Origin of the sequence: Pseudomonas sp. AL 58 (assembly GCF_036348395.1) — a bacterium.
Classification (GTDB): domain Bacteria; phylum Pseudomonadota; class Gammaproteobacteria; order Pseudomonadales; family Pseudomonadaceae; genus Aquipseudomonas; species Aquipseudomonas defluvii.
On sequence record NZ_JAZBQR010000009.1, the window covers coordinates 24,785 to 46,551 of the forward strand.

A 21,767-nucleotide genomic window follows, 5' to 3' on the forward strand; every position below is an offset into this window, starting at 1 on the left:
GTGGCTTAGCGGCGTCTGCATCGCAGGCAAGACCTGCTCCTACAACTTGGACTGCCCACCAAGGGTTGGATTTGTGTCCAACTTCTTGGGGGCAGTCCACACCTGTGGGAGCGGGCTTGCCCGCGATGGTCAATTGACGAACTTCAGGTCCGAAGGCGCATCCTGGGCAAGCTTCTGCACAGTCTTGCCCAGCAGGCCGGTGTGCCGGTCACGCTGGATGACCACGATCTGGTTGCTCTTCTGGTTGGCAACCAGCACATAACCACCGCTCGGGTCGAGGCTGAACTCGCGAGGATGATCACCTTCCACCGAGCGCCGTTGCAGCGGCGTCAGCGTACCCAGGGCCGAGTCGATTGCGAACACCAACAGCTGGTTGGCGGTACCGCGATTACTCACGTACAGGAAGCGCCCGTCCGGCGAGAGGTGCAAGGCCCCCGCCGCTTTGCTGGCCGGCGCCTGAGAGTCGCTCAAGGGCAGCCGTTGACGCTCGATGAGTACGCCATCCTGTACATCGAACACCACCACTTCGGCACTCATCTCCAGGGTCAGGTAAGCCTGTTTGCCAGTGGCTGCGAACACCAGATGGCGTGGCCCGCTGCCCGGCGGCAGGTTGACCGCCGCAGGGCGGGCCGGGCTCAAGGGGCGCTCGGGGTTGGCGCTGTCGTAGCGATAGATGAACACCTTGTCGGCGCCCAGGTCGCAGGCATACAGGTAGCGCCCATCCGGCGACGACACCGCCGCATGCACATGGGAGCCGGACTGGCGCTCCGGGTTGACGTAGCTGGGCGGATGGCGTTCTTGCTGCACCACCGGCAACAAGCGCCCGTCTGCCGCCACGGGCAGCACCGACAGGCTCCCGCCCGGGGTTGGCTGCACCGCATAGTTGGCAACGAACAGGTAGCGGCCGTCATTACTGAGGCTGGCGTGGGTCGGCTCGTCACCCAGGCTGTCGAGCCGGCTCAGCGGGCTTATCGCACCGCTGCCGGGGGCAAGCGCAAAGCTGCTGACCTGGCCATGCCCGGCGCCGTTTTCGTTGACCGCAAACAACAGGCGACGGTCACTGGACACGACCAGCCAGGACGGGTTGACGCTCTGCACCACCTGCAGCGGCTCTGGCTCGATCTGCCCGCTCTGGCTGTCAAAGCGGTAGCGATAGATCCCCTCGCTGCTGCCCTGGGTGTAGCTGCCGACCAGCAGTTCGTGGCCTTGCGCCGTAGCCGTCATGGCAACAGCACTATTGATCAATAGACACGTCAGCAGACGTTTCATCGTCATCCTCTTCCGAGGCGCGCAAGGCACTCATGCACACCAGACGGTGCTCGACACCGTCGGCCGCGATCAACCAGTCGCCGCCGTCCGCGCGGGCGGCCTTGATCTGCTCAATGCTGAACTGCCAGCGTTTGAGTGCACGGCCATCCATGCATTCAACCTGCAGACCGGTCTCATCGAAGGTGAAATCAAAGGCATGCAGGCCGTCGATCAACAGCATGTCGCTGGCTTGCAGGGCGTGGGAAAGGGTCGTCATGAGAGAGGTATCATCGTGCGGAAAAGCACAATGATACTCCAATGCAAACAACATCGCCGGCACCCCAGCCCCCGTAGGGGCCGGCGTTGCCGGCGATGCGCTCAACCGAGGCGATCAATGGGCGAAAATCGACCCACCCTCCTTGCCCACCAGTTTCTCCGGCTTGATCAGGAAACGTGCCAGTGCCGGCAACAACCACAATGCGCCGAACATGTTCCAGAGCAACATGAAGGTCAGCATCAAGCCCATGTCAGCCTGGAACTTGATTGCCGAGAAGATCCAGGTCGCGACGCCAATGGCCAGGCACAAACCGGTGAACAGCACCGCCTTGCCGGTGGACTTGAGGGTTTGATAGTAGGCCTCTTGCAGCGGCAGCCCGGCGCGCAGGAAACTCTCCAGGCGACTGTAGATGTAAATGCCGTAGTCCACACCGATACCCACCCCCAGCGCCACCACAGGCAGGGTCGCCACCTTCACACCGATGCCCATGAAGGCCATCAGCGCATTACCCAGCACCGAAGTCAGCACCAGCGGCAGCACGATGCACAAGGTCGCGGCAAACGAGCGGAAGGTGATCATGCACATCACGGCCACACAGATGTAAACCAGGATCAGGATGGTCAGCTCGGCCGACTTGATCACGTCATTGGTCGCGGCCTCGATCCCGGCATTGCCCGCTGCCAGCAGGAACTCCAGGCCGTCCTTGTTGTGTTCATCGGCGAAGGTCTGGGCCGCCTTGATCACGCGATCAAGGGTCTCGGCCTTGTGATCGTTGAGGAACACCAGCACCGGGGCCAGCGAACAGTCGCTGTTGTACAAGCCATCGGCACGGGAGATCGAACTGTTCAGCACATCCGGGTTGCGCGACAAGGTCTCCCATTTCAGGTTGCCCTCGTTCATGCCCTTGATGACCTGCTTGGACACCGTCACCAGTGAAATCGCCGATTGCACGCCCGGGGTGTTTTCCATGGTCCACATCAACTCATCGACCGGCGCCATGGTCGAATAGACCGAGCAGCCTTCGGGTGGCGTCTTGACCATGATCACCAGCACATCCGAGCTGGTCGAGTAGTTACTGATGATGAAACGGTTGTCCAGGTTATAGCGCGAGTCAGGACGTAGCTCAGGCGCTCCCTGGTCGAGGTCACCGATCTTCAGGTTCTGGCTGTACCAGAGGCCACCACCGAACGCGAACAGCGCCAGCACCACTGACACAGGCGCTACCTTGGCACTGGCAAAACCGGACAGCAGCCGCCAGAACGGGTGCTCACGCGTGGCATCGCGCTTGCTGCGCTCGATAGCCTTCTTGCTGATGCCGACATAGGAGATCGCCACCGGCAGCAGGATCAGGTTGGTAAAGACGATCACCGCCACACCGATGGAGGCACCAATGGCCAACTCGCGAATCACCCCGATATCGATGATCAGCAGGGTGATGAAGCCCACCGCGTCGGCCAGGATGGCAATCATCCCCGGCAAGAACAGTTGGCGGAAGGTTCGCCGTGCAGCGGTCAGGGCATTGTCGGCATCGCTGGACTGCAAGGCGATACCGTTGATCTTCTGCACCCCATGGGAAATGCCGATGGCGAAGATCAGAAACGGCACCAGCATCGAGTACGGATCCAGGCCAAAGCCCACTGCGTGCATCAAGCCCAACTGCCAGACCACCGCCACCAGGGTGGTGATCAGCACGGCGATGGTGCTACGGATACACCAGGTAAACCAGTACAGCAGCACCCAGGTGATGGCCAGGGCGATACCGAAGAACATCGCGACCATCATCAGGCCATCGATCAGGTCACCAACCTTCTTGGCAAAGCCGACGATGTGGATTTTTACATTGGGGTTCTGTGCCTGGAACTTGTCGCGGATCTTCTCTTCCAGCTGATGGGAGAACTGCTGGTAATCCAGCTTGATCTGCTTGCCCTGGTCCTGCGGGTCGGGGTAGGACTCCAGCAGTGGTACATCGACAATGCTGGACTTGAAGTTGTTGGCCACCAGGCGACCGATCTGCCCGGACTTGAGCACGTTGCTGCGCAGTTCATCCAGGCTGTCGGCGGAACCATCGTAGGTCTTCGGAATGACCTCGCCACCGGCAAAACCTTCTTCGGTCACCTCGGTCCAGCGAACGTTCGGGCTCCACAACGACTTGAGCGCAGAACGATCGACACCGGGAATGTAGAACACCTCATCATGGATCTGACGCAGGGTTTCCATGTAGTGCTTGTCGAAGATATCGCCATCGACTGCCTCCACCGAGATACGCACCGTATTGCCAAGGTTGGCCAGGTCGTTACGGTGCTCAAGCATTTTCTCGATAAACGGATGCTCAAGCGGGATCATTTTCTCGAAGCTGGTCGAGGGGCGGATCAAGGTGGCCTGCCAGAACAGGAACAGGCTGACGACCAGGCAGATGAAGATGACAGCAGGCCGGTTGTTGAAAATCAGGCGTTCAAGAACCGACGCCTTGTCGTGATGGTGCTGGTGGGTGCCGAACGATTCCCGACTGGTCATGGTTGTACCCTCTCAGCGCCAGATGACGTGGCAACATGGACGCCGCCCTGGCCTACCAGAATCAGCTTGCCATCCGTGACTGCGCTGGCAGCCGCCAGCGCGATACGATCGGCCCGGTTATAGACACTGAAGCTTGCACCATCGTCGGTGCTGCGCAGGACGCTACCGCCATTACCGACCAGCACCAGGCTGCCATCGTCCAGAAGCGTCGCGCTGGACAAGCCGAACTCCAACTGCCCGCGTTCGGCATGCAGGGGAATGGTTTGCCAGGTGTCGCCAAAGTCGGTGGAGCGGAACAGGTTGCCGCGCAAGCCATAGGCCAGCAGCGTGCGTGCTTGCGCCGTACCGACCACACCGAACAACGAGCCCTGGTAGGGCCCTTCCACCCGGTTCCAGGTTTGCCCAGCGTCGGCTGAGCGGAACATCACGCCCTGCTCTCCAACGATGAACAGCCCTGCATCCTTCACCGCCGCGATGCCATTGAGGTGCAGTTGATCTTCGTTATCCAGACGGTCGCTGACCTCTTGCCAGGCTGCGCCGCCATCAACGGTTTCAAGCAGAGCCCCATAAGCCCCCACAGCAAAACCGTGCTGCGCGTCCTGGAACCACACATCCAGCAAGGGCGCTTCACGCTTGAGGTCTTCGAATTGCTTGCTCCAGGTCGCGCCGCCGTCACTGCTGGCGAGGATCTGCGCATCATGGCCTACCGCCCAGCCATGGCGGGCATCGGCAAAGTAAACCGCAGTGAGCATCTGCCGGGTGGGCACCCGTGCCTGGGTCCAGGTCTGCCCCTGGTCATCGGAGAAAAGGATGTGGCCACGGTCACCAACCGCTACCAGCCGGGCGCCGGCCTTGGTGACGTCAAGCAACAGACTGCGAGCGGCCTTATCGGACTCAATGGCGTAGACCGTTGCCGAGGCTGCAGACTCCTGCGCCTGCGCCTGCGCCGCCTCGATAGCATTGGCAAACATGCCCAGGGCCAACGCCAGAAGGCTGCTGCCAACCAACACGGTCGGCCACCTGCGCCCTTGTCCTGCACCATACCCGGTGCGCGCCATGACGGGCTCACCCATAGATCTCTCCCCCGATTTAATTGTTATTTGGGTCAAATCCAGTTGCGGGCACAGCCAGAAACCCTGTTCCAGAGCCCCGCAATAGCTGAGAACCATCCTATCGGGGTTTAGAAAGGGCTGACAACGAACAAGACGTTATCTTTTGTTAAGCGCGGGAAAGGAGGCTGCGGGCGCGTGGCGCCTGCATCGTTGGCAAGCCAACGCCCACAGGGCCTTGTGTAGCCCTGTGGGCGCCAACTTGCCGGCGACGGCATCAGCGAAAGCAGACGCCGACAAGCGTGTCAAAAACCCGATCAAGCCAGGCTTTTGCTGACCACTTCATAGACATCACTGGACAGCGCGCCGGAGGCAAGAATGCGCTCCAGCTCACCCTTCATCAGCGCCTGACGCGCAGCGTCGTACTTGCGCCAGCGAGTCAGCGGTGCCAGTTGCCGCGAGGCAATCTGCGGGTTGAGTGCATTGAGCTCAATCACCAGGTCCGCCAGGAAGCGGTAGCCGGAACCATCTGCCGCATGGAAGTTGACCAGGTTCTGTCCGGCAAACGCACCAATCAGGGCGCGCACCTTGTTCGGATTCTTCATCGTGAAGGCCGGATGCTGCATCAGTGCTTTGACTCGCGCCAAACCGCCCGGCAAGGTGCTGGCCGCCTGGACGCTGAACCACTGGTCCATCACCAACGGGTTATCCTTGAAGTGGTCGGCGAATGTCTCCAGCGCCTTGGCCCGCTCGGCCTCGAACGACGAGTTGACCAACACGGCCAGCGCGGTCAAACGCTCCGTCATGTTGTCACACGCGTCGAACTGCTCCAGGGTCGCTTCCAGCACCTGTGGTTTGCCACTGAGCATCAGGTAGGACAACACGATGTTCTGCAGGCTGCGGCGGGCAAAATGCTCGGCTTCGGCCACATACGCAGTCGTGCGCGACACCGCGCGATTGGCCTGGTAACGGGCCCACAGTGCGTCGAACAACTGCTCGGACAGTTGTTTGCGGGCGAATTCGCGGGCCGCATGGATAGCATCGACATCCGCCACTTCACTGATTTCAGTGAGGTAGGCCTCGCTGGGCAGCGAAAGCATTTCAGCGACCATCGCCTGATCCAGTTGATCATTGCTCAGGACGCTGCCCAGTGCAGTTACCAGGCGCGGGTCGAGTACCAGCTTGGTGCCCTGTTTGTGCTGTTCGATCAGCTCTTGCAGGACCTGCACCGACAACTGCTGGCCGGCTTCCCAACGGTTGAAGCCGTCGCTGTCATGCTGCATCAGGAACATCAATTGGTCGCGGTCATAGGGGAAGCTCAGCTTGACCGGTGCGCTGAAGCCACGCAGCAATGACGGCAGTGGCTTGGCCGCCACATCGACAAAGGTGAAGGTTTGTTCAGCCTCGGTCACCGACAGCACGCGGGTGGTGCCCTCGGCCGCCGCCTCACCGAGCAGACGCAGTGGCAAGTCATTGCCCTGCGCATCAAGCAGGCCCAGCTCTACAGGAATGACGAAGGGCTGCTTTTCCTGTTTGTCCGGGGTTTGTGGATAACTCTGCCGGAAGGTCAGGCTGTAGGTCTGCGCTGCGCTGTCATAGGCATCGCTGACCGCCAGGCGTGGCGTGCCAGCCTGGCTGTACCAGCGTTTGAACTGGCTCAGGTCGACGCCGTTGGCATCTTCCATGGCCTTGATGAAGTCGTCACAGGTGACCGCCTGGCCGTCATGACGCTCGAAGTACAGGTCACTGCCCTTGCGGAAGCCTTCAACGCCCAACAGGGTACGCACCATGCGCACCACTTCCGAGCCCTTCTCATACACGGTCAGCGTGTAGAAGTTGGAAATTTCGATGAAGCTGTCCGGGCGCACGGCGTGGGCCATGGGGCCGGCATCTTCGGCAAACTGGTGGGTACGCAGGTAGGCCACGTCTTCGATACGTTTGACCGTACGCGAGTTCATGTCAGCCGAGAACTCGGCATCGCGGAACACCGTGAAGCCTTCCTTGAGCGACAACTGGAACCAGTCACGGCAGGTCACGCGGTTGCCCGACCAGTTGTGGAAGTATTCGTGGGCGACCACCGCCTCGACACGCTGGTGCGCAGCGTCGGTGGCGGTTTCGGCGCGGGCCAGTACGCAACTGGAGTTGAAGATGTTCAGGCCCTTGTTTTCCATGGCGCCCATGTTGAAGTCGTTGACCGCAACGATCATGAAGATGTCCAGGTCGTACTCACGCCCATAGACCTCTTCATCCCAGCGCATGGACTTCTTCAGGCTGGTCATGGCGTGCTGGCACTTGTCGATGTTTTCCGGCTCGACATAGATACGCAGGGTAACGTCACGCCCCGACTGGCGGGTGAAGGTGTCTTCGACACACCATAGGTCGCCCGCCACCAGCGCAAACAGGTAGGCCGGCTTCATGAACGGGTCTTCCCAGGTCGCCCAATGCCGACCGTCTTCGCTAGGCCCGGTGCCGACCGGGTTACCGTTGGACAGCAGCACCGGGTAGCGATGCTGCTCGGCAATCACCGTGGTGGTGAATTTGCTCATGACGTCCGGACGGTCGAGGTAATAGGTGATCTTGCGAAAGCCCTCGGCTTCGCACTGGGTGCAGAACATGCCGCTCGACTTGTACAGGCCTTCCAGCGCGGTGTTGCTTTCCGGATGGATCTTGACCGAGGTGTCGAGGGTGAAGCGCGCCGCCGTCGGCTGCAGGGTCAGGTGACTGTCGTTCAGCTCATACTCGGTAGCGCTCAGTTCGCGGTCGTCGAGCTGTACCGACAGCAGTTCCAACTGCTGGCCATCCAGCACCAACGGTGGCAAGCCAGCGCCCCGCGCCGGGTTGCGGCGCATGACCAACTGCGCGTGGACCAATGTGTGGTCCTCGAACAACTCGAAGGTCAGGTGGGTCTCGTCGATCAGGTATTCGGGAGCCTGATAGTCCTTGAGGTAAATCACTTGCGGCTGTTCGGTACGCATGTGGCGATCCTTTTACTGATGCACGGCGAGTTGATAGGCCGTGTATTTGCGAATATTGATCACGCCGGTGTCGAAGATCAGGTACTGGCCCTTGATGCCCAGCAGCGTGCCTTCAGCCAGGGGATTCTTGTCCAGGTTGAAGCTGACGATCTTGCTCGGATAGGCCTCGACCGGATAGCGAATGTCGACGGTTTGAGCATCTGACAACGGTTGAATGGCCTGCAGGCCAAAGCGTGCGTGCAGTGCCTGGAGGCCCTCGGCGCACTGCTCGAACAGTTGATCGCGCACGGCGACCAGGTCCACCGCCTCGGCATCGCCCTTGAGCAACGCACGCCAGTTGGTACGGTCCGGTACATGGGCGCGGAACAGGTCCTCGACCAGCCCTGACTGTTGCCGCGTGGCCACACGCATGATCGGCAGCGCCTGGCTGGCGCCCTGATCGAGCCAGCGGGTCGGCAACTGGCTGGCTCGGGTGATGCCGACCTTGAGCCCGGACGAGTTGGCCAGGTAGACGATATGATCCGTCATGCAGAACTGTTCGCCCCAGGCCGGCTCGCGGCAGGTGCCTTGGTCGTAGTGACACTTCTCCGGGGCCATGATGCAGACGTCGCACTGGGCCAGCTTGCTCATGCAGGGGTAACAGTAACCCTGGCTGAAACTGGTCTTGGTCTTGCGCCCGCAATGGATGCAGTGAATTGCCCCCAGGTACTCGAGGCGCACGGTGGTTCCCAACAAGGGGTTGACCGGTACTTCGCTGTCGCCAAGACGAAACGCGTACTGAACCAGGGGCGTCTCAAGACGCGCCGACATTTTGCTGATGGATCCGCGACCGAGCTCGATCAATGGAGCGCATCCGACTTGAACAGAATGTTCGGCACCGGTGCCGACTTCGACGCGCATTCCTGCGGGCCCATGTAGCCGGTGCGCTGCTCTTCCGGCAGGTTCTGCATTTCCCAGGCAATGACGGCCTGCAACGACAGTTCTTTCTGCTCGGCGGTGAGCTTGCGCCCGTCGGACCATTTACCGATTTCCACGGCGAGCTTCAGGCTCTCGTAGATTTCCGGGGTAATGTTTTCGATCATTTGCGAAAAAGTGGACATAGCGTCTCCCAAAATCAAGTCGTCAGTTTACGCCGGGCCAGCGCCCCGCCCAAGAGCCCGCTCAGACAACCGACCAATAACCCACCGACATGGGCGGCGTTGGCGATCTGGCCGAAGCCGAGCAAACTGACAAGGCCGGACAGGCACAGCAACAGCCAGATCAACATCATGACCAACACCCCGCGCGGCATGCGATAGAGCGGGTTGGGCGCGAGCCACTGGTACAACCAGATATACCCCAGCAGGCCGTAAAGCACCCCGGACAAACCGCCAAACAGGCTCGGCCCACCGAACAGGTACTGCGCAGCGTTGGACACCACGCCAAACAAAAGCGTCAGGCCGAGCATGACCCAAGCGCCCTGGCGCCACTCGATACGGCGGCCCAGCTCCCAAAACCACATACCGTTCATGGCCAGGTGCAATAGGCCGAAATGCACCAGCATCGGTGTTGCCAGGCGCCACCATTGGCCAGCGGCCAGGCTCTCGGCCAGCGGTGTGAAGTACAGGTAGTCACCGTGCACGGTGAAATCGAGAAACGTCAGCCAGCTCAAGGTCGAGAGGTTGTCACCCAGGCCGGTCAAGCCCGCCACCACCAGGCATAGCAGCAAGATCGCCGTTGTCGCCTTGCTCGCGCGAAGCTGATCGATAAAGCCGGGGCGTGTCGGTTCACTGTTCGGTAAAGACTCGGCGGCAAACTCAGCATTGCCTTCAGGGAAGCGCTGATACAACGCCAGCACCTCGCCCGCCAGCGGCTCGCTGACCCATAACACCTGCTCGCCGCCCTCCTCACTGACCCGGTGAGGCACCTGCAGGCGCCTCAGCAGGCCGATGAACCCGCTCAGGTCGATGCTCAACGGCAAGCGCAGCACCTCAACCACATTCACCACGCTCATACATTGGCCTCCGGCCGCTCGACATCGACCCAGACGAACTTGTGCGGATCGAGCCGGGTTTCATTGTCCAGCCGATAGGCCACCAGCTTGCCGTACAGTACGGCGCTGTAGTCCAGGCAAGCCAGGTTGGGGCGAATCGGCGCGGGCTTGCCGCTGCGCCAGTAATGGCCGACGAACAGCATAGGCTCGTCCTCACCGTAGCGCAGCAGGTTACTTTTCTGCGTGTGGGTCAGTGGCGTGCTGGCAACCTGCTCGGGCAAGGCATCGGGTTGGAAAACGATGTCGCCGTAGGTCTGCGGGTCTTCTTCCCAGAACTTGGTCCGGAAAAATGCTCGGGTCAGGCCATCGCCACCGGTCAGGGTCAAGCCGCCCGGCAAGCGCATGTCGGTACCCCGCAACAGGCGATTGCATACGACAGAGGCAAAGCTGTCGGACACCGCCGACGCCTGGACAAAACGCTCGTCGATACAACCGTTCGGACGCTCCTGGCGCAGCGGCTCGATCAGGTTGGCGTCCCAACAGGCGTGAACCAGGCGGAAACGCCCGGCATCGAGGAACAACGGCAGCTCATAGAACCAACCGAGGAAATCGTGCCAGTCACCAGGATGCTGGGCGAACTGGGTGAGTGTTGCGTCAATCAGGTGGGCATGACGTGGGGTGTGTTCGCGCACATAGGTCTTGCCACTGCCCGGCAAGGCCGGCGTGCTCCAGCCCAGCGCGCTGAATTCGTGGTTGCCCATGATGCAACGGGCCTGACCGGCCTCGACCATGTCATGAACAAGGTGCAGCGCCTCGCGGATCCGTGGCCCACGGTCAATGATGTCGCCCAGAAACAGTGCCTGACGCTGCGAATGCCGCCAGACACCTCCCAGGCGTCTGTAGCCAAGGGTTTCCAGCAGGTGTTCAAGGGTTTGGGCGCACCCATGTACATCACCGATCAGATCGTAACTGCGCGCGGGATCGAGCATCAGTCGCCTCCACCGCCCAAACGGCTGCCCCAGCCGAGCTTGGTTCTGCACACCTCGTAGTAATTGTGGTCCAGCGGGTGAATCAAGCGCAGCTTTTGCGGCTTTTTGTTCACCGTGATGGTGTCGCCTGGGGCGCAGGTAAAGTGGTTCTGGCCGTCACAGGAAACCTGCGGGTAAATCTGCAGGTCCTTGGACACGACGATCTTCAGCTCGCTGTTGCCATCGACCACGATCGGTCGCCCGGACAGCGTGTGCGGGTACATCGGCACAATGACGATAGCGTCGAGCTTGGGGTGCATGATCGGCCCGCCCGCCGACAGCGCATAGGCGGTCGAGCCGGTCGGGGTGGCCACGATCAGGCCGTCGGCCTTCTGGCTGCAGACAAACTGGCCATCGATGTAGATCTCGAACTCGATCATGCGTGTCGACTTGCCCGGATGCAGCACCACGTCGTTCAGTGCATCGCCCTGGCCAATGGCCTCGCCATGCCGACGGACTTCAGCCTGAAGCAGGAAGCGGTTTTCCACCAGGTAATGGCCATCAAGCACTTCGGCGACCTTCACCTCCAGCTCATCGGGCCGGATATCGGTGAGAAAACCCAGGCTGCCGCGGTTGATCCCCAATACCGGAATGTTGTGACGGGCCAAGGCCCGGGCAGCGCCCAGCAGGCTGCCATCGCCACCGACCACGATGACCATGTCGCAGACTTCGCCAAGCAGCTTGCGCGACGAAGTTTGCAGGCCGTGACCTGGCAGCACTTCGGCGATGGTGTCCTCAAGGATGACGTGCAGATGCCGCGCCAACAGGAATTTTTTCAGTCGGCGAATGGTATCGAGTACCTGGGAACTGCCAAGGCGACCGATGATACCGATATTGCGAAATTGCTCCATGGGGCTCCTGCAAGGCTCTGCGGCGGGTGAAATGGCCAGTGGGCGAAAGACTCCGATTATGGGCGAAAGCGCTGTGCAGCGGCAAACGCTGGCGTTTTTTCGCACTGCAGCGGGCATCAGGGCTATGCTCGCAGAATGAACCCATTTCCTGACCTGACCGACCTGCCCCGCCAACTGCGCCAAGCGCAAGTGCGTGATCTGGCCTGGGTCATCCTGGCCCCGCCCATGCTCAGCGCCACGCCGTGGCCTCAACGCCACCCGCTGCAGGGCAGTGACTGGGTACAACAACCGACGCACCTGAGCCAATGGCTGCAGCGCCTGGACCAGGACAGCAGCGCACTGCTGCTTTGGCTGGCACAGGCCGCCAACCGTCGACTGGGCCTGTACTACGAACGCCTTTGGCAGTTTGCCCTGCATCATGCCCCCGGGATCGAACTGCTGGCCGCCAACCTGCCGATCCGTGACGGTGGGCACACGCTGGGCGAACTGGATATCCTCCTGCGTGACCGCGACGGGGTACATCACCTGGAGTTGGCCATCAAACTCTACCTCGGACCACAGGCAGGCGACGGCAGCGATCCGGCGCAGTGGCTTGGCCCCGGCTGTCATGACCGCCTTGATCTTAAACTGGCCCATCTGGCCCAGCACCAACTTCCCATCTCGGCCCGTGCCGAAAGCCGCGAAGCCTTGGCGGCGCTGGACATCGCGCAGCTCAGCGCACACCTATGGCTGGGCGGTTACCTGCTCTACCCGTGGCCGGGTCATGCCGTATCGCCACGCGGGGCCCACCCCGAGCACCTCAAGGGCCGCTGGCTGCACCAACGCGACTGGCCGGCTTTTTTTGCGCAGAGCCCAAGCGGCCGCTGGCAACACCTGCCGCGCCATGCCTGGCTGGCACCGGCGCGCTACCCGACTGAACAGACCTGGACGGCCGAGCACCTGCAGACCTGGCTAAGCGCCCTCGATCCAATGGCCCCTGCGCAACTCATGGTAAGGCTGGTGGAAACCGGGCCCGGCGATTGGGAAGAAGCCGAGCGCGTGTTTCTGGTGGCGGATACCTGGCCGAATCTGCCCGGCTGACACACACCCTTGGCGCCGTCTAGACAACCGTCAAACGCAGTGCCAGCGCCATCAGGGTGAGTAGCAGCACCGGCACGGTGAGCACGATGCCGACCTTGAAGTAGTAGCCCCAGCCAATGTGCACCCCTTTACGCTGCAGCACATGCAGCCAGAGCAGGGTCGCCAGGCTGCCGATCGGGGTAATTTTCGGCCCCAGGTCACTGCCAATCACATTGGCATAGACCATCGCTTCCTTGACGACCCCAGTGGCCTGGCTGGCGTCGATGGACAAGGCGCCAATCAGTACGGTCGGCAAGTTGTTCATGATCGACGACAGGACGGCGCTGAGCAGCCCGGTGCCCAGTGCCGCCCCCCAGACACCGGAGCGGGCGAACGTGTCGAGCCAGGTGGCCAGTTGCCCGGTCAACCCGGCATTACGCAAGCCATACACCACCAGGTACATGCCCAGCGAGAAGATCACGATATGCCACGGGGCTTCCTTGAGGACCTTGCGTGTGGAAATGGTGTGGCCGCGGGCGGCGACCAGCAGCAAGACAGCCGCACACACCGCCGAGATCGCGCTGATGGGAATGCCGAGCGGCTCCAGGGCAAAACACCCCAGCAGCAAGATCAACAACACCAGCCAGCCGGCCACAAAGGTGGCCGGGTCTTGAATCGCACTGCGTGGCCGATCCAGTTGCAACGGGTCGTAATCGCGCGGAATGTCACGTCGAAAGAACCACATCAGGATACCCAGGGTGGCCGCCACGCTGACCAGGTTCACCGGCAACATGACGGCGGCATAACGGTTGAAGCCGATGCCGAAGAAATCCGCAGAAACGATGTTCACCAGGTTAGACACGACCAATGGCAAGCTGGCGGTGTCGGCCACGAAGCCCGCAGCCATGACGAATGCCAGAGTCGCCGCTGGCGAGAAACGCAAGGCCAGTAACATGGCAACGACGATAGGTGTAAGGATCAGCGCTGCGCCGTCGTTGGCAAACAGTGCCGACACCAGCGCCCCCAGCAACACGATGTAAGCGAACAGCCGCCGCCCGCTGCCACGCCCCCAACGCGCCACATGCAGGGCCGCCCAGGCGAAGAACCCCGCTGCATCAAGGAGCAGGCTGATGATGATCAACGCAATGAAGGTACCGGTAGCGTTCCAGATGATCTGCCAGACCACCGGAATATCGCTCCAGTGCACCACACCGCTGATCAGCGCCAACAACGCCCCGAACGTCGCGCTCCAGCCGACACCGAGGCCCTTGGGTTGCCAGATCACCAGGGTGATGGTCAGCAGGAAGATCAATGACGCCATCAGCATGAGACAACAGCCTTGCAGAAAGTAGAGGGGAAAAGACGGCGGATTTTAACGAGTGTTCGTTTGGTCACTAACGAAATTTTGCTGCTATTTCTCCTATGATCTCTGAAACAAACAATTACAGTTAATGCCCAGCGCCAAGCAAGAGCGCGAAATACGACCTGATAACGAGGAGCTCATATGACGCTAACCAACACCCGGGACCGCTACGGCAGTCTGTCGATTGCCCTTCACTGGCTGATGCTGATACTGCTGGCAGCGGTGTACGCCTGTATCGAGCTACGGGGTATGTTCCCCAAGGACAGCGCCGAGCGCGCCCTGATGAAAGACCTGCACTTCATGCTCGGCCTGAGTGTCTTTGTGCTGGTCTGGCTGCGCCTGTTGCTGCGCGTCATCAGCCCGACACCCCGTATCGAACCTAACCCACCGGCCTGGCAGCGCGGCCTGGCCACACTGATGCATTGGGCGCTGTACGCGATGATGATCGGCTTGCCTGTGGCCGGCTGGCTGATTCTCAGCGCCAGCGACAAACCGATCCCCTTCTATGGCTTCAACCTGCCCGCCTTGATTGCGCCAGATCCAGACCTGGGCAAGCAGATCAAGGGCTGGCATGAGCTGATTGCCTCGCTGGGCTACTGGCTGATCGGCCTGCACGCCCTGGCTGGGCTGTATCACCACTATGTCAGCCGCGACAACACGCTGCGGCGCATGCTGCCAAAAGGCGACTAAACCAGCCCCCGACGGCCTTGCAGGCCACCGGTGTGCAGGAATATCAGCCGCGTGCCGGGCGCGAAGGCGCCCTGTTCCACCTGCTCGTGCAAGGCGAGCAGGGCTTTCCCCGTGTACAGCGGCTCCAGAGGAAGGCCCGACTGCACTTCGCTCGCCTCAATGAACGCCATCAGCTCTGCATCGACCTTGGCGAAACCTGCGCGGCTGGCGTCGTGCAGCACGTAACCTGCCCGGCCTACCCCCAGCAGCCCATCGACCTGTGCGGCAACACCGTGGTCCCCAGGCACCGCCAAGGCCCCCTGCACCCAGTGCGCGCCTGCTTCAGCCGCCACCAGACCGGCCAATGTGGTACCGGTCCCGACCGCTAACCACCAGCCATCGTAGTCAGGCCAACCCAGTGCCGAGAGCTGACATCGCGCCTGCTCTACAATCTGCGCGCACCCTTTGACCCCCAACGCACCACCGCCACCTTCCGGTACACAATGCCAGCCAGGATAGCGGGCGTGCCAAGGTGCCCAGAAGCCCGGTTCATGCCGCGCCCGATAGCCGCCATAACCCAGCCAGTGCAGCTCCATGCCGAAGGCGCGCAGGTCACGTACCGTTGGTGTGTCCTGCGGATGACCGCGCAGCAACCCGACAGTAGCGAAACCAAAGCGCAGGCCTGCCGCCGCGAGTGCATGAAGGTGATTGGAATGCGCGCCACCGAGGCTGATGACGCCAGGAGCCCCGGCAGCACGGGCCTCACGCAGGTGCTCCAGCAGTTTGAACCACTTGTTGCCGCTGATCAGCGGGTCGATGAGGTCAAGGCGCAGCACCGCCGCTTCAACACCGGCACGGCTCAACCAGGGCAGTGACAGCGGCTGGAGTGGGGCCAAGGGAAGTGAATCGAACATTCCGACAACAAACTCGGTACAGGGCGGGAAGCGCAGTCTAGCGCACCCCGCCGTACCTGCCGCATCAGAGTTCGGCAGCCAGCCGTGAGCCCTGATTGATTGCGCGCTTGGCATCCAGCTCGGCCGCAACATCGGCACCACCGATCAGGTGCACCGACTGACCGGCGGCGTGCAAGCCATCGTATAGCTCACGCAGCGGATCCTGGCCGGCACAGATAACCACGTTATCGACTGGCAGAACCTGCGGCTCGCCCTCGCCAATACGGATATGCAGCCCTTCATCGTCGATGCTCAGGTATTCGACACTGTTGAGCATCTGCACCTGCTTGTTTTTCAAACCCGTGCGATGAATCCAGCCGGTGGTCTTGCCCAGACCATCACCCACCTTGGATTTCTTGCGCTGCAACAGAAACACCTGACGGGCCGGCGCATGCGGTTGTGGATGTATCCCGGCAACGCCACCACGGGCCTGCAAGGTGGTATCAATGCCCCACTCTTTCCAGAAAGCCTCACGGTCCTGACTGGTCGCTACCCCCTGGTGAACCAGGTACTCGGACACATCAAAGCCGATCCCACCGGCACCAATGACCGCCACGCGCTGGCCTACCGGCTTGCGCGCCAGCAAGACGTCCAGATAGCTCAACACCTTAGGGTGCCCGATACCGGGAATAGCCGGCAGACGCGGTGCGATACCGGTAGCGAGAATAACCTCATCGTAGCCGCCCTTGAGCAGTTGCTCGACACTCATGCGCTGCTCAAGGCAAACCTCGACACCGGTGGTCTGCAGCTTGCGCTTGAAGTAGCGCAGGGTCTCATAGAACTCTTCCTTGCCCGGCACACGCTTGGCCACATTGAACTGGCCGCCAATTTCACTGGCCGAGTCGAACAGGGTGACCTGATGCCCCCGCTCTGCAGCCACCGTGGCAGCCGCCAGGCCCGCCGGACCTGCACCGACCACCGCAATTTTCTTCAACAGGCGGGTCGGCAGGTAGTTGAGCTCTGTTTCATGGCAGGCACGCGGGTTGACCAGGCAACTGGTCAGCTTGCCGCCAAAGGTGTGATCCAGGCAGGCCTGGTTGCAGCCAATGCAGGTGTTGATTTCGTCAGCACGACCGGCCGCGGCCTTGTTGACGAACTCCGGGTCCGCCAGGAACGGACGCGCCATGGAGACCATGTCGGCATCGCCCTCAGCGAGGATCTGCTCAGCGATTTCCGGGGTATTGATACGGTTGGTGGTGATCAGCGGAATCTTCACCGAACCGCGCAACTTGGCGGTGACTTTGCTGAAGGCGGCACGCGGCACCTTGGTGGCAATGGTCGGAATACGCGCTTCGTGCCAACCGATACCGGTGTTGATCAGCGTGGCGCCGGCCTGCTCGATGGCTTTGGCCAACTGCACGATTTCGTCCCAATCGCTGCCCCCCTCGATCAGGTCGAGCATCGACAGGCGGAAGATGATGATGAAGTTCGGCCCGACCGCTTCACGCACCCGACGAACGATCTCCACCGCCAGACGCATGCGGTTCTCGTAACTGCCACCCCAGCGGTCAGTACGATGGTTGGTATGGGCGGCGAGGAACTGGTTAATGAAATAACCTTCCGAGCCCATGATCTCGACGCCATCGTAGTCGGCGCTCTGTGCCAGCGTTGCACAGGTTACGAAGTCCCGGATCTGTTTCTCGATCCCCTCCTCGTCCAGCTCCTTGGGCTTGAACGGGTTGATCGGTGCCTGAATGGCACTGGGTGCGACCTGCTTGGGGCTGTAGGCATAACGCCCGGCATGAAGGATCTGCAGGCAGATCTTGCCACCGGCTTCATGCACCGCCTGAGTCACGATACGGTGCTTCTGGGCTTCCTCCGGCGTGCTCAGCTTGGCCGCACCGGCATACACGCCCCCTTCTTCGTTCGGGCCAATACCGCCGGTCACCATCAGCCCCACCCCACCCCGGGCGCGCTCGGCAAAATAGGCCGCCATGCGCTCAAAACCACCCGGTCTTTCTTCAAGGCCGGTGTGCATCGAGCCCATCAGGGTGCGGTTGCGCAACATGGTGAACCCCAGGTCCAGCGGAGCCAACAGATGCGGGTATTGGGCAGCGGCCATAACGTACTCCACAACAAGCGTTAATCACGGAATGCAGGCCTCTCACCCGGAGGTGGAACCCGTCAGTTATCTGAGGTCGACATTAAAGAGCTGTTACCCGTCACTCAATGACCGAAAGTGACAACTTATTGATCCAACCGCGCAGCACGACTACCCTAACGGCTTAAATCCTCAGTCGGCCTTGCCCGCCTCATGCAAAAACTCCTGCTCGGGGCTCTCGCCCTGGTTGTCATCACCATGCTTTGCGGCTACGGGCTATGGACAGAACAACGTCCCGCCGGCCATTACCTGTCCGACCTGCGTGTCGAACTGACACTGAACCAGGGCATCCCCGCGAACCAGGGCAACCTGCTCGGTATCGAGCCTGAGCTGTTCCCCGGTGACTACCAAAGCCTGCAACGCTTGCACCTGAAGCTGGCGGCTTACTTGCAGCACGCACGTGAGCAGGGCCTGATCAGCCGTAAAACCGTTGTCATCCTGCCCGAACACATCGGCACCTGGCTTTGGGCGCTTGGCGAAAAGAGCGAGATGTACCAGGTCACCCACCTTGATCAGGCCCGGCAGTGGCTGGAGTTGAGCAACCCGTTGCGCTATGGGCTGGCGATGCTTGGCGCCACAGGGGATGACCGCCGCGCTGACGCACACTTGCGCATGAAGGCGGCCCAGATGGCGAGCGACTACCAGCAACTGTTCGGCGGCCTGGCACGCGAGTTCGACATCACCCTCGTAGCAGGTTCCATCGTCCTGCCCGAGCCGTATGTAGACGGCGGCACTCTGCGGGTGGGCTCAGGTGCCCTGTACAACAGCAGCCTGGTGTTCGCCAATGACGGCTCAATACTGGGCCAACCAGTACGCCAAAAACACCCGGACAACGGCGTACGCCGCTTCATTCATGCCGGCGCACAACCCTTGCAAGTACTCGAGACGCCGGCAGGACGCCTGGGCGTCCTGGTGGGCAGTGACAGCTGGTACCCGGACAACTACCGCCAGCTTGAGCAACAGGCGGTGCAGGTGATCGCCAACCCGGCCTTCATCGGCGTCAAGCATGGCTGGCGCGCGCCCTGGCGTGGCAACCGCCATCAGCCGCTGGCGACACAACTGCCACTCAAACCCGGTGAAGTGAGCGAGGGCGAAGCCTGGCAGCGTCTGATACTTGCCAACAAAGGCCGCGAACAGGCGAGCATGAGCGTGTTCCTGCAGGGGCGCTTCTGGGAAGTCAGCGCCGACGGCGAGGGCTTTGCCAGCCGTAACGGCCAGAACTTTAGTGTCAGCGCCAAACCTGGCGCGCGCCTGCTCAACCTCTGGCTGTAAGACGATGCCTCGTCCACGGGTACGCCTGGGAGATCTTTCGGTAGGGTTCGTACAGAGCCTGGAGGAAACCGTCCGCTACCTCGGCCACGACCCCGCGCCTCTGCTTGCGCACTATGGCCTGGAGCCGGCGCGCCTGGCCGAGCCATGTGCCCGGCTGTCGATACCGCGCTACATGCACCTGGGCCATGCCGCCATCACCCTCACAGGCAACCCGGCCCTGGGCCTGCACATGGGCCGCCTGAGCCGCCTGAGCCAGACAGGCCTTGCCGGGGTGACCGCAGCCCAGGCGCCCACCGTCGGCGAAGCCGCTCGCACCCTGCTGCGCTTTGAACCCCTGTATGCCGCCAACTACCGCGGTCAGTCGACGTTTCATGAAGACCCGCAAGGTGCCTGGCTGCGCTTCTACTCGATCAGCCCATACAACGCCTACAACCGCTTCGTGGTCGACTCACTCCTGGCGGGCTGGCTGGCGCAACTGTCGAGCGTGGCGGGCATGCCGCTACACGCCGAACGTATCGATATCGAATTCGAGGCCCCAGCTTATGCCGAGCAGTATCAGGGGTTGTGCCTGACGCCGGTTCATTTTGCTGCCGAGACCAACCAGCTACGCCTGAACCGTAACCAGTTGGAGTTGCGCAACAGCACCCACTGCCCCAGCACCTGGCAGCACCTGTTGCAGTTGTGCGAACTTGAACTGGAACAGCGCACGCGCATTCGCAGCCTCAGCGAGCGCATCGTGCAACTGCTGGGGCCGCTGCTCAGCGGTGGGCATGAGCCGGACCTGGAAGAAATCGCCAACCGTCTGCAGCTTCCGACCTGGACGTTACGACGCAAACTGGCTGAAGAAGGCACGCAGTTCCGAACGATTCTGAACGACACGCGGCGCGACCTGGCGATGGCCTACATCCGCGATACGGAGCTGGCCTTTGGCGAGATCGCCTACCTGTTGGGATTTGCTTCGGCAGAGGCCTTCCAGCGTGCATTCAAGCGTTGGAGCGGGGTTACCCCTGGCGACTTCCGTCGCAGTCAGCGGCGCACTGCCTAGAGCTCTGTAGCGTCATCTGCAGGCTCTGGCAGATCGAGTTCGTAGGCGTTGTAGTCGAGAAGCTCTTCTTGATAGTCGTCCATTGTCTGCTCCGTTTTTCTCATTCATCTCATTGATTCGTCATTCACCTTAAAGTTGCGCAGTGACGAAAAAATGACAAGACCGCTGTTTGAAATAAACGTAGCAGACGCCGGACGATTTATCCGCGCCGCCTACTGAACCGGTTGCTCCGCACTCACCGTAGGGTTGACCGCAGGTGTCGGCTCACTGAGTGCAGGCGCGAGCGGAGCGGCAGGCACCTCCTGAACCGTGATTGGCGCGGCCTCAACCGGAGGGACAACAGGCTTCGAAGCTGCACCGTCATCGACTACCGGCGTGGCAGATGGCGCGGCGGGCGGCGCAGCGGGTGCAGGCGCCAAGGGAGCAGGCTCAGGCACGCTGGCTGCAGCTGGCGGAGTCGGGGCCTGAGTCGGGGCCGACGCCGGGTTGCTTTCCGGCACCCCCAGTTCAACGGCTGGAGCAGCCGCAGGCGCCGGCTCTGGTGCGTGCTCTGGCGCCTTCTCTGGCTCAGTCGCCTTCTTCTGTGGCTTCTTCTGTTCTTTGGGCAAGAAGCTCTCAACCAGCGCGAAGTAGCGCTCATAGAACTTGGCCGAGGTTACGGTCTCGCTGGCCACCTTGACCATCGAGTCGTCGGTAGAGCCAATCGGCATCGACACCGAACCCAGCACACCGACACCAAGACTGGCCGAGGTATTGGATTTTTTCAGCGCATAACGGTCTTGCAGGGCGTTGGCGAACATGGTTGAGCGCTTGGCGCTGCTGTTGTCAGCCGCACAGACCACGTTGAAGCTGATCTGCATATGAGTGTCGCCAGTCTGCTGGAAACTCTTGTTACCCGTGACCTGACCAGCACTACTGGTAGTGATGATGTAGCCCTGACTGAGCAAGGCACGCCGCGCAGCTTCGCACGAACCGGCCTCGCTCACCGGAAAGCTGCGCGAGAAGGTGCCCGAATCGTCGAAATTCTCGTGTTCGTAAATGGCGGCTTTTTTCGAGGAGCAGCCGGAAACACCCGCCAGCACTAGGGCCAGCCCGAGCGCACCAAAGACGGTTGACTTTGACATTGCAAATCCTGGGGAGAACGTTCGGCGCCTATTGTGCTACACATCGGCGCATCACTGAAGTGTCGAGGCAAGATCGGGCGGTAAATTGCCCGGAGACGCCTTTCGAGATTGAAGCAGCGACCCAAACAAAAAAAGCGACCCTAAGGTCGCTTTCTCTGTTGCTTCGAGGAGTTCAAGGGCCTCGAAGCGGATATGGCGCAGCGGACGGGACTCGAACCCGCGACCCCCGGCGTGACAGGCCGGTATTCTAACCGACTGAACTACCGC

Annotated in this window: 18 protein-coding genes; 4 read left to right on the plus strand and 14 right to left on the minus strand. The window is 61.4% G+C overall.

The genetic code is table 11. From position 1 onward, the window contains the following. Window positions 1–129 precede the first annotated feature (129 nt). The 10 genes from UIA24_RS12370 to UIA24_RS12415 all read right to left on the minus strand — a co-directional run bounded on the left by UIA24_RS12370 (window position 130) and on the right by UIA24_RS12415 (window position 11,914). Window positions 130–1,269: a lactonase family protein gene (locus UIA24_RS12370; RefSeq protein ID WP_330522965.1), complete on the minus strand. Its 1,140-nt coding sequence runs from the start codon at window positions 1,267–1,269 to the stop codon at window positions 130–132. Further along, the gene (locus UIA24_RS12375) at window positions 1,235–1,525 is read right to left on the minus strand and encodes a DUF5629 family protein (protein ID WP_330522966.1); all 291 of its coding nucleotides are present in this window, start codon (window positions 1,523–1,525) and stop codon (window positions 1,235–1,237) included. Before UIA24_RS12375 ends, UIA24_RS12370 begins: the two co-directional genes overlap by 35 nt. 114 nt (window positions 1,526–1,639) lie before the next feature. Then, the gene (locus tag UIA24_RS12380) at window positions 1,640–4,039 is read right to left on the minus strand and encodes an efflux RND transporter permease subunit (protein ID WP_102053344.1); all 2,400 of its coding nucleotides are present in this window, start codon (window positions 4,037–4,039) and stop codon (window positions 1,640–1,642) included. Next, on the minus strand, window positions 4,036–5,112 hold the full coding sequence (locus UIA24_RS12385; protein ID WP_442963027.1) for a WD40/YVTN/BNR-like repeat-containing protein: 1,077 nt from the start codon (window positions 5,110–5,112) through the stop codon (window positions 4,036–4,038). The genes UIA24_RS12380 and UIA24_RS12385 overlap by 4 nt, the downstream gene beginning before the upstream one ends. Window positions 5,113–5,405: 293 nt before the next feature. Next, window positions 5,406–8,063, minus strand: coding sequence for an aminopeptidase N (gene pepN, locus UIA24_RS12390; protein WP_330522967.1), 2,658 nt, complete (start codon window positions 8,061–8,063; stop codon window positions 5,406–5,408). Between the two features lie 12 nt (window positions 8,064–8,075). After that, the gene (locus UIA24_RS12395) at window positions 8,076–8,906 is read right to left on the minus strand and encodes a DUF2797 domain-containing protein (protein ID WP_065758579.1); all 831 of its coding nucleotides are present in this window, start codon (window positions 8,904–8,906) and stop codon (window positions 8,076–8,078) included. Continuing rightward, complete coding sequence (locus UIA24_RS12400) at window positions 8,903–9,163, minus strand: YeaC family protein (protein ID WP_065758578.1); 261 nt, start codon at window positions 9,161–9,163, stop codon at window positions 8,903–8,905. The genes UIA24_RS12395 and UIA24_RS12400 overlap by 4 nt, the downstream gene beginning before the upstream one ends. A 14-nt stretch (window positions 9,164–9,177) precedes the next feature. Beyond that, complete coding sequence (locus tag UIA24_RS12405) at window positions 9,178–10,047, minus strand: rhomboid family intramembrane serine protease (RefSeq protein WP_102053361.1); 870 nt, start codon at window positions 10,045–10,047, stop codon at window positions 9,178–9,180. Between the two features lie 5 nt (window positions 10,048–10,052). After that, on the minus strand, window positions 10,053–11,024 hold the full coding sequence (locus UIA24_RS12410; RefSeq protein ID WP_102053348.1) for a metallophosphoesterase: 972 nt from the start codon (window positions 11,022–11,024) through the stop codon (window positions 10,053–10,055). Next, on the minus strand, window positions 11,024–11,914 hold the full coding sequence (locus UIA24_RS12415) for an NAD(+) kinase (protein WP_102053349.1): 891 nt from the start codon (window positions 11,912–11,914) through the stop codon (window positions 11,024–11,026). Before UIA24_RS12415 ends, UIA24_RS12410 begins: the two co-directional genes overlap by 1 nt. A gap of 135 nt (window positions 11,915–12,049) precedes the next feature. On the opposite strand from UIA24_RS12415, the gene UIA24_RS12420 reads away from it, so the two are divergent. Continuing rightward, a complete protein-coding gene (locus UIA24_RS12420; protein ID WP_330522968.1) occupies window positions 12,050–12,994 on the plus strand; it encodes a DUF1853 family protein in 945 nt (314 codons plus the stop codon). Between the two features lie 19 nt (window positions 12,995–13,013). Here UIA24_RS12420 and UIA24_RS12425 read toward each other — a convergent pair whose 3' ends face one another. Beyond that, entirely contained in the window at window positions 13,014–14,300 is a 1,287-nt protein-coding gene (locus tag UIA24_RS12425) for an arsenic transporter (RefSeq protein ID WP_330522969.1), read from the minus strand. 177 nt (window positions 14,301–14,477) lie between these two features. Between UIA24_RS12425 and UIA24_RS12430 the strand changes: the two genes are divergently transcribed. Continuing rightward, a complete protein-coding gene (locus UIA24_RS12430; protein WP_102053352.1) occupies window positions 14,478–15,026 on the plus strand; it encodes a cytochrome b in 549 nt (182 codons plus the stop codon). Here the strand turns inward: UIA24_RS12430 and UIA24_RS12435 are convergent. Then, complete coding sequence (locus UIA24_RS12435) at window positions 15,023–15,919, minus strand: 1-aminocyclopropane-1-carboxylate deaminase/D-cysteine desulfhydrase (protein ID WP_330522970.1); 897 nt, start codon at window positions 15,917–15,919, stop codon at window positions 15,023–15,025. The two genes, UIA24_RS12430 and UIA24_RS12435, sit on opposite strands and share 4 nt — an antisense overlap. Window positions 15,920–15,983: 64 nt before the next feature. After that, window positions 15,984–18,020, minus strand: a complete 2,037-nt coding sequence (locus UIA24_RS12440) for an NADPH-dependent 2,4-dienoyl-CoA reductase (protein ID WP_330522971.1) — start codon at window positions 18,018–18,020, stop codon at window positions 15,984–15,986. Window positions 18,021–18,212: 192 nt separating this feature from the next. Here UIA24_RS12440 and UIA24_RS12445 point away from each other — a divergent pair, with 192 nt between their 5' ends. Beyond that, complete coding sequence (locus UIA24_RS12445; RefSeq protein WP_065758570.1) at window positions 18,213–19,331, plus strand: carbon-nitrogen hydrolase family protein; 1,119 nt, start codon at window positions 18,213–18,215, stop codon at window positions 19,329–19,331. Window positions 19,332–19,335: 4 nt separating this feature from the next. Next, entirely contained in the window at window positions 19,336–20,376 is a 1,041-nt protein-coding gene (locus UIA24_RS12450) for an AraC family transcriptional regulator (RefSeq protein ID WP_065758569.1), read from the plus strand. Between the two features lie 212 nt (window positions 20,377–20,588). On the opposite strand, the gene UIA24_RS12455 is transcribed toward UIA24_RS12450, so the two are convergent. Next, window positions 20,589–21,500, minus strand: coding sequence for a DUF2242 domain-containing protein (locus tag UIA24_RS12455; RefSeq protein WP_330522972.1), 912 nt, complete (start codon window positions 21,498–21,500; stop codon window positions 20,589–20,591). Window positions 21,501–21,767 lie beyond the last annotated feature (267 nt).

Coding starts and splice junctions, on each gene's coding strand:
- UIA24_RS12400 (WP_065758578.1), bottom strand. CDS start 9,163: ATGTCCACTTTTTCGCAAATGATCGAAAACATTACCCCGGAAATCTAC.
- UIA24_RS12385 (WP_442963027.1), bottom strand. CDS start 5,112: ATGGGTGAGCCCGTCATGGCGCGCACCGGGTATGGTGCAGGACAAGGG.
- UIA24_RS12375 (WP_330522966.1), bottom strand. CDS start 1,525: ATGACGACCCTTTCCCACGCCCTGCAAGCCAGCGACATGCTGTTGATC.
- UIA24_RS12455 (WP_330522972.1), bottom strand. CDS start 21,500: ATGTCAAAGTCAACCGTCTTTGGTGCGCTCGGGCTGGCCCTAGTGCTG.
- pepN (WP_330522967.1), bottom strand. CDS start 8,063: ATGCGTACCGAACAGCCGCAAGTGATTTACCTCAAGGACTATCAGGCT.
- UIA24_RS12415 (WP_102053349.1), bottom strand. CDS start 11,914: ATGGAGCAATTTCGCAATATCGGTATCATCGGTCGCCTTGGCAGTTCC.
- UIA24_RS12420 (WP_330522968.1), top strand. CDS start 12,050: ATGAACCCATTTCCTGACCTGACCGACCTGCCCCGCCAACTGCGCCAA.
- UIA24_RS12445 (WP_065758570.1), top strand. CDS start 18,213: ATGCAAAAACTCCTGCTCGGGGCTCTCGCCCTGGTTGTCATCACCATG.
- UIA24_RS12430 (WP_102053352.1), top strand. CDS start 14,478: ATGACGCTAACCAACACCCGGGACCGCTACGGCAGTCTGTCGATTGCC.
- UIA24_RS12425 (WP_330522969.1), bottom strand. CDS start 14,300: ATGCTGATGGCGTCATTGATCTTCCTGCTGACCATCACCCTGGTGATC.
- UIA24_RS12410 (WP_102053348.1), bottom strand. CDS start 11,024: ATGCTCGATCCCGCGCGCAGTTACGATCTGATCGGTGATGTACATGGG.
- UIA24_RS12440 (WP_330522971.1), bottom strand. CDS start 18,020: ATGGCCGCTGCCCAATACCCGCATCTGTTGGCTCCGCTGGACCTGGGG.
- UIA24_RS12450 (WP_065758569.1), top strand. CDS start 19,336: ATGCCTCGTCCACGGGTACGCCTGGGAGATCTTTCGGTAGGGTTCGTA.
- UIA24_RS12370 (WP_330522965.1), bottom strand. CDS start 1,269: ATGAAACGTCTGCTGACGTGTCTATTGATCAATAGTGCTGTTGCCATG.
- UIA24_RS12435 (WP_330522970.1), bottom strand. CDS start 15,919: ATGTTCGATTCACTTCCCTTGGCCCCACTCCAGCCGCTGTCACTGCCC.
- UIA24_RS12380 (WP_102053344.1), bottom strand. CDS start 4,039: ATGACCAGTCGGGAATCGTTCGGCACCCACCAGCACCATCACGACAAG.